Source organism: Shigella sp. FC1567, from assembly GCF_001743015.1.
Taxonomy (GTDB): domain Bacteria; phylum Pseudomonadota; class Gammaproteobacteria; order Enterobacterales; family Enterobacteriaceae; genus Escherichia; species Escherichia coli.
In genome coordinates, this window is sequence record NZ_MIIV01000355.1 from 20,356 (window position 1) to 27,590 (window position 7,235).

Genomic DNA, 7,235 nt, shown 5'->3' on the forward strand with positions numbered 1-7,235 from the left:
CGGCAGGTCTGGTCCCTAAAGGAGAGGACAATGGTTGCGGTAAGAAGTGCACATATCAATAAGGCTGGTGAATTTGATCCGGAAAAATGGATCGCAAGTCTGGGTATTACCAGCCAGAAGTCGTGTGAGTGCTTAGCCGAAACCTGGGCGTATTGTCTGCAGCAGACGCAGGGGCATCCGGATGCCAGTCTGTTATTGTGGCGTGGTGTTGAGATGGTGGAGATCCTCTCGACATTAAGTATGGACATTGACACGCTGCGGGCGGCGCTGCTGTTCCCTCTGGCCGATGCCAACGTAGTCAGCGAAGATGTGCTGCGTGAGAGCGTCGGTAAGTCTGTCGTTAACCTTATTCACGGCGTGCGTGATATGGCGGCGATCCGCCAGCTGAAAGCGACGCACACTGATTCTGTTTCCTCCGAACAGGTCGATAACGTTCGCCGGATGTTATTGGCGATGGTCGATGATTTTCGCTGCGTGGTCATCAAACTGGCGGAGCGTATTGCTCATCTGCGCGAAGTAAAAGATGCGCCGGAAGATGAACGCGTACTGGCGGCAAAAGAGTGCACCAATATCTACGCGCCGTTGGCGAACCGTCTTGGGATTGGGCAACTGAAATGGGAGCTGGAAGATTACTGCTTCCGTTATCTGCACCCGACCGAATACAAACGCATCGCAAAACTGCTGCATGAACGCCGTCTCGACCGCGAACACTATATCGAAGAGTTTGTCGGTCATCTGCGCGCTGAGATGAAAGCTGAAGGCGTTAAAGCTGAAGTGTATGGCCGTCCGAAACACATCTACAGCATCTGGCGCAAAATGCAGAAAAAGAACCTCGCCTTCGATGAGCTGTTTGATGTGCGTGCGGTACGTATTGTCGCCGAGCGTTTACAGGATTGTTATGCCGCACTGGGGATAGTGCACACTCACTATCGCCACCTGCCGGATGAGTTTGACGATTATGTCGCTAACCCGAAACCAAACGGTTATCAGTCTATTCATACCGTGGTTCTGGGGCCAGGTGGCAAAACCGTTGAGATCCAAATCCGCACCAAACAGATGCATGAAGATGCAGAGTTGGGTGTTGCTGCGCACTGGAAATATAAAGAGGGCGCGGCAGCTGGCGGCGCACGTTCGGGACATGAAGACCGGATTGCCTGGCTGCGTAAACTGATTGCGTGGCAGGAAGAGATGGCTGATTCCGGCGAAATGCTCGACGAAGTACGCAGCCAGGTCTTTGACGACCGGGTGTATGTCTTTACGCCGAAAGGTGATGTCGTTGATTTGCCTGCGGGATCAACGCCGCTGGACTTCGCTTACCACATCCACAGTGATGTCGGACACCGCTGCATCGGGGCAAAAATTGGCGGGCGCATTGTGCCGTTCACCTACCAGCTGCAGATGGGCGACCAGATTGAAATTATCACCCAGAAACAGCCGAACCCCAGCCGTGACTGGTTAAACCCAAACCTCGGTTACGTCACAACCAGCCGTGGGCGTTCGAAAATTCACGCCTGGTTCCGTAAACAGGACCGTGACAAAAACATTCTGGCTGGGCGGCAAATCCTTGACGACGAGCTGGAACATCTGGGGATCAGCCTGAAAGAAGCAGAAAAACATCTGCTGCCGCGTTACAACTTTAATGATGTCGACGAGTTGCTGGCGGCGATTGGTGGCGGGGATATCCGTCTCAATCAGATGGTGAACTTCCTGCAATCGCAATTTAATAAGCCGAGTGCCGAAGAGCAGGACGCCGCCGCGCTGAAGCAACTTCAGCAAAAAAGCTACACGCCGCAAAACCGCAGTAAAGATAACGGTCGCGTGGTAGTCGAAGGTGTTGGCAACCTGATGCACCACATCGCGCGCTGCTGCCAGCCGATTCCTGGAGATGAGATTGTCGGCTTCATTACCCAGGGGCGCGGTATTTCAGTACACCGCGCCGATTGCGAACAACTGGCGGAACTGCGCTCTCATGCGCCAGAACGCATTGTTGACGCGGTATGGGGTGAGAGCTACTCCGCCGGATATTCGCTGGTGGTCCGCGTGGTGGCTAATGATCGTAGTGGGTTGTTACGTGATATCACGACCATTCTCGCCAACGAGAAGGTGAACGTACTTGGCGTTGCCAGCCGTAGCGACACCAAACAGCAACTGGCGACCATCGACATGACCATTGAGATTTACAACCTGCAGGTGCTGGGCCGCGTGCTGGGTAAACTCAACCAGGTGCCGGATGTTATCGACGCGCGTCGGTTGCACGGGAGTTAGGCAGAAATTTGCTCGTATCTACAATGTAGATTGATATATACTGTATCTACATATGATAGCGGTTTGAGGAAAGGGTGATGATCCACAGTAGCGTAAAGCGTTGGGGAAATTCACCGGCGGTGCGGATCCCGGCTACGTTAATGCAGGCGCTCAATCTGAATATTGATGATGAAGTGAAGATTGACCTGGTGGATGGCAAATTAATTATTGAGCCAGTGCGTAAAGAGCCCGTATTTACGCTTGCTGAACTGGTCAACGACATCACGCCGGAAAACCTCCACGAGAATATCGACTGGGGAGAGCCGAAAGATAAGGAAGTCTGGTAATGGTAAGCCGATACGTACCCGATATGGGCGATCTGATTTGGGTTGATTTTGACCCGACAAAAGGTAGCGAGCAAGCTGGACATCGTCCAGCTGTTGTCCTGAGTCCTTTCATGTACAACAACAAAACAGGTATGTGTCTGTGTGTTCCTTGTACAACGCAATCAAAAGGATATCCGTTCGAAGTTGTTTTATCCGGTCAGGAACGTGATGGCGTAGCGTTAGCTGATCAGGTAAAAAGAATCGCCTGGCGGGCAAGAGGAGCAACGAAGAAAGGAACAGTTGCCCCAGAGGAATTACAACTCATTAAAGCCAAAATTAACGTACTGATTGGGTAGTGTTACTAACTCACTTCTATTCTGGTCACAGGTTTCCACCTGACAGACCCGCAATTTTCAGGACAATTCAATGAATCAAATCGATCGTTTGCTCACTATTATGCAGCGCCTGCGCGATCCGGAAAACGGCTGCCCGTGGGATAAAGAGCAGACATTTGCCACCATTGCGCCTTACACCCTTGAAGAAACCTACGAAGTGCTGGACGCCATCGCCCGTGAAGATTTTGACGATCTTCGCGGTGAACTGGGCGATCTGCTATTCCAGGTGGTGTTTTACGCGCAAATGGCTCAGGAAGAAGGGCGCTTTGACTTTAATGATATTTGCGCTGCTATTAGCGATAAATTAGAGCGTCGCCATCCGCATGTTTTTGCTGATAGTTCTGCCGAAAACAGTAGTGAAGTGCTTGCCCGTTGGGAGCAAATCAAAACCGAAGAGCGCGCGCAGAAAGCGCAGCATTCGGCGCTGGACGATATTCCTCGTAGTTTACCGGCTTTAATGCGGGCGCAAAAAATCCAGAAACGTTGCGCCAACGTTGGCTTCGACTGGACGACGCTTGGCCCGGTGGTTGATAAAGTCTACGAAGAGATCGACGAGGTGATGTACGAAGCGCGGCAGGCTGTTGTCGACCAGGCTAAACTGGAGGAGGAAATGGGGGACCTGCTGTTTGCCACGGTTAATCTGGCTCGCCATTTAGGGACGAAAGCAGAAATCGCATTGCAAAAAGCGAACGAAAAATTCGAGCGTCGTTTTCGCGAAGTGGAGCGTATTGTTGCCGCGCGTGGACTGGAAATGACAGGTGTTGACCTCGAAACAATGGAAGAAGTCTGGCAACAGGTAAAACGGCAGGAAATTGATCTCTAAGGGAATTACGCGGTCAAGTGCCATTTGTGTCATTTTTTAAATGACAAGCGCTTGATTTGCGTCAAAAACATTTACCCCAAAGGGGCTATTTTCTCACTCCTGATTTCAATAGTGCGCTGGCGAAGAGGAGGGATAATGAAAGTTTGTGGCACAGGTCATGTTCGGGTATACTGCTTTCCCGTCCTGGTTATTCCATCGTCTTTTCAACCTAACTTCTCAGGTTCAGCATGACAACGAACTATATTTTTGTGACCGGCGGGGTCGTATCCTCTCTGGGTAAAGGCATTGCCGCAGCCTCCCTCGCAGCCATTCTTGAAGCCCGTGGCCTCAATGTGACCATCATGAAACTGGATCCGTACATCAACGTCGATCCAGGTACTATGAGCCCAATCCAACACGGGGAAGTGTTCGTTACTGAAGACGGCGCTGAAACCGACCTGGACCTGGGGCACTACGAGCGTTTCATTCGTACCAAAATGAGCCGCCGCAACAACTTCACCACGGGTCGTATCTACTCTGACGTTCTGCGTAAAGAACGCCGCGGTGACTACCTCGGCGCAACCGTGCAGGTTATTCCGCACATCACTAACGCAATCAAAGAGCGCGTGCTGGAAGGTGGCGAAGGTCATGACGTAGTACTGGTAGAAATCGGCGGTACAGTAGGTGATATCGAATCCTTGCCGTTCCTCGAAGCGATTCGCCAGATGGCTGTTGAAATTGGCCGTGAGCACACTCTGTTTATGCACCTGACGCTGGTGCCGTACATGGCAGCGTCTGGTGAAGTCAAAACCAAACCGACTCAGCACTCTGTAAAAGAGCTGCTCTCCATCGGTATCCAGCCTGACATCCTGATTTGTCGTTCAGATCGCGCTGTTCCGGCGAACGAACGTGCGAAGATTGCATTGTTCTGTAATGTTCCGGAAAAAGCGGTTATTTCTCTGAAAGACGTCGATTCCATCTATAAAATTCCGGGCCTGTTGAAATCTCAGGGGCTGGACGATTATATTTGTAAACGATTCAGCTTAAACTGCCCGGAAGCGAATCTGTCCGAATGGGAACAGGTTATCTTCGAAGAAGCGAACCCGGTAAGTGAAGTCACCATCGGTATGGTCGGCAAGTACATTGAACTGCCGGATGCTTATAAATCAGTGATCGAAGCACTGAAACACGGTGGGCTGAAGAATCGTGTCAGCGTCAACATCAAACTGATCGATTCACAAGATGTTGAAACGCGCGGCGTTGAAATCCTTAAAGGTCTGGACGCAATCCTCGTACCTGGCGGTTTCGGCTATCGTGGCGTAGAAGGCATGATTACGACCGCGCGTTTTGCGCGTGAGAACAATATTCCTTATCTGGGCATTTGCCTGGGTATGCAGGTGGCGTTAATTGATTACGCTCGCCATGTTGCCAACATGGAGAACGCCAACTCTACGGAATTTGTGCCAGACTGTAAGTACCCGGTTGTGGCGCTGATTACCGAGTGGCGCGATGAAAACGGCAACGTTGAAGTTCGTAGCGAGAAGAGCGATCTCGGCGGTACCATGCGTCTCGGCGCACAGCAGTGCCAGTTGGTTGACGATAGCCTGGTTCGCCAGCTGTACAATGCGCCGACAATTGTTGAGCGTCATCGTCACCGTTACGAAGTCAACAACATGCTGTTGAAACAGATTGAAGATGCAGGTCTGCGCGTTGCGGGCCGTTCCGGGGATGATCAGTTGGTCGAGATCATCGAAGTTCCGAATCACCCGTGGTTCGTGGCTTGCCAGTTCCATCCGGAGTTTACTTCTACTCCACGTGATGGTCACCCGCTGTTTGCAGGCTTTGTGAAAGCCGCCAGCGAGTTCCAGAAACGTCAGGCGAAGTAAGTAAAAAAGTTAGAACGGCAACGCGTACCCTGGGTACGTGTTGTTTGTCTGGAGTTTCAGTTTAACTAGTGACTTGAGGAAAACCTAATGTCCAAAATCGTAAAAATCATCGGTCGTGAAATCATCGACTCCCGTGGTAACCCGACTGTTGAAGCCGAAGTACATCTGGAGGGTGGTTTCGTCGGTATGGCAGCTGCTCCGTCAGGTGCTTCTACTGGTTCCCGTGAAGCTCTGGAACTGCGCGATGGCGACAAATCCCGTTTCCTGGGTAAAGGCGTAACCAAAGCTGTTGCTGCGGTAAACGGCCCGATCGCTCAGGCGCTGATTGGCAAAGATGCTAAAGATCAGGCTGGCATTGACAAGATCATGATCGACCTGGACGGCACCGAAAACAAATCCAAATTCGGCGCGAACGCAATCCTGGCTGTATCTCTGGCTAACGCCAAAGCTGCTGCAGCTGCTAAAGGTATGCCGCTGTACGAGCACATCGCTGAACTGAACGGTACTCCGGGCAAATACTCTATGCCGGTTCCGATGATGAACATCATCAACGGTGGTGAGCACGCTGACAACAACGTTGATATCCAGGAATTCATGATTCAGCCGGTTGGCGCGAAAACTGTGAAAGAAGCCATCCGCATGGGTTCTGAAGTTTTCCATCACCTGGCAAAAGTTCTGAAAGCGAAAGGCATGAACACTGCTGTTGGTGACGAAGGTGGCTATGCGCCGAACCTGGGTTCCAACGCTGAAGCTCTGGCTGTTATCGCTGAAGCTGTTAAAGCTGCTGGTTATGAACTGGGCAAAGACATCACTCTGGCGATGGACTGCGCAGCTTCTGAATTCTACAAAGATGGTAAATACGTTCTGGCTGGCGAAGGCAACAAAGCGTTCACCTCTGAAGAATTCACTCACTTCCTGGAAGAACTGACCAAACAGTACCCGATCGTTTCTATCGAAGACGGTCTGGACGAATCTGACTGGGACGGTTTCGCATACCAGACCAAAGTTCTGGGCGACAAAATCCAGCTGGTTGGTGACGACCTGTTCGTAACCAACACCAAGATCCTGAAAGAAGGTATCGAAAAAGGTATCGCTAACTCCATCCTGATCAAATTCAACCAGATCGGTTCTCTGACCGAAACTCTGGCTGCAATCAAGATGGCGAAAGATGCTGGCTACACTGCAGTTATCTCTCACCGTTCTGGCGAAACTGAAGACGCTACCATCGCTGACCTGGCTGTTGGTACTGCTGCAGGCCAGATCAAAACTGGTTCTATGAGCCGTTCTGACCGTGTTGCTAAATACAACCAGCTGATTCGTATCGAAGAAGCTCTGGGCGAAAAAGCACCGTACAACGGTCGTAAAGAGATCAAAGGCCAGGCATAAGACTGACTTTATCTGATTTAAAAATGCCAGCCTCCGGGATTAATGCCGATCAGTTAAGGATCAGTTGACCGATCCAGTGGCTGTGTAAGAATCCGGAAACGCTCACTTGTTTCCGGATTTTTTTATGCACATTGGACAGGCTCTTGATCTGGTATCCCGTTACGATTCTCTGCGTAACCCACTGACTTCTCTGGGG

The 7,235-nt window shown here is 51.1% G+C and carries 7 protein-coding genes; all 7 read left to right on the plus strand.

What is annotated here, in order from left to right; genetic code table 11:
• Positions 1-30 precede the first annotated feature (30 nt).
• On the plus strand, positions 31-2,265 hold the full coding sequence (relA, locus tag BHE85_RS17755; RefSeq protein WP_000226815.1) for a GTP diphosphokinase: 2,235 nt from the start codon (positions 31-33) through the stop codon (positions 2,263-2,265).
• Positions 2,266-2,342: 77 nt separating this feature from the next.
• Entirely contained in the window at positions 2,343-2,591 is a 249-nt protein-coding gene (gene mazE / locus BHE85_RS17760; RefSeq protein WP_000581937.1) for a type II toxin-antitoxin system antitoxin MazE, read from the plus strand.
• Positions 2,591-2,926 (plus strand): endoribonuclease MazF, encoded by a 336-nt coding sequence (mazF, locus tag BHE85_RS17765; protein ID WP_000254733.1) that lies wholly within the window; start codon positions 2,591-2,593, stop codon positions 2,924-2,926. The genes mazE and mazF overlap by 1 nt, the downstream gene beginning before the upstream one ends.
• Before the next feature lie 70 nt (positions 2,927-2,996).
• Positions 2,997-3,788, plus strand: coding sequence for a nucleoside triphosphate pyrophosphohydrolase (mazG, locus tag BHE85_RS17770; protein WP_001071648.1), 792 nt, complete (start codon positions 2,997-2,999; stop codon positions 3,786-3,788).
• 227 nt (positions 3,789-4,015) lie between these two features.
• Positions 4,016-5,653: a glutamine hydrolyzing CTP synthase gene (pyrG, locus tag BHE85_RS17775; RefSeq protein WP_000210878.1), complete on the plus strand. Its 1,638-nt coding sequence runs from the start codon at positions 4,016-4,018 to the stop codon at positions 5,651-5,653.
• Positions 5,654-5,740: 87 nt separating this feature from the next.
• Positions 5,741-7,039 carry a phosphopyruvate hydratase gene (eno, locus tag BHE85_RS17780; protein WP_000036723.1) on the plus strand — a complete coding sequence of 433 codons (1,299 nt, stop codon included), beginning with the start codon at positions 5,741-5,743 and terminating at the stop codon, positions 7,037-7,039.
• A 106-nt stretch (positions 7,040-7,145) separates the two neighbouring features.
• The coding region (locus BHE85_RS27660; protein WP_047199464.1) for a hypothetical protein at positions 7,146-7,235 on the plus strand (90 nt) is incomplete at its 3' end.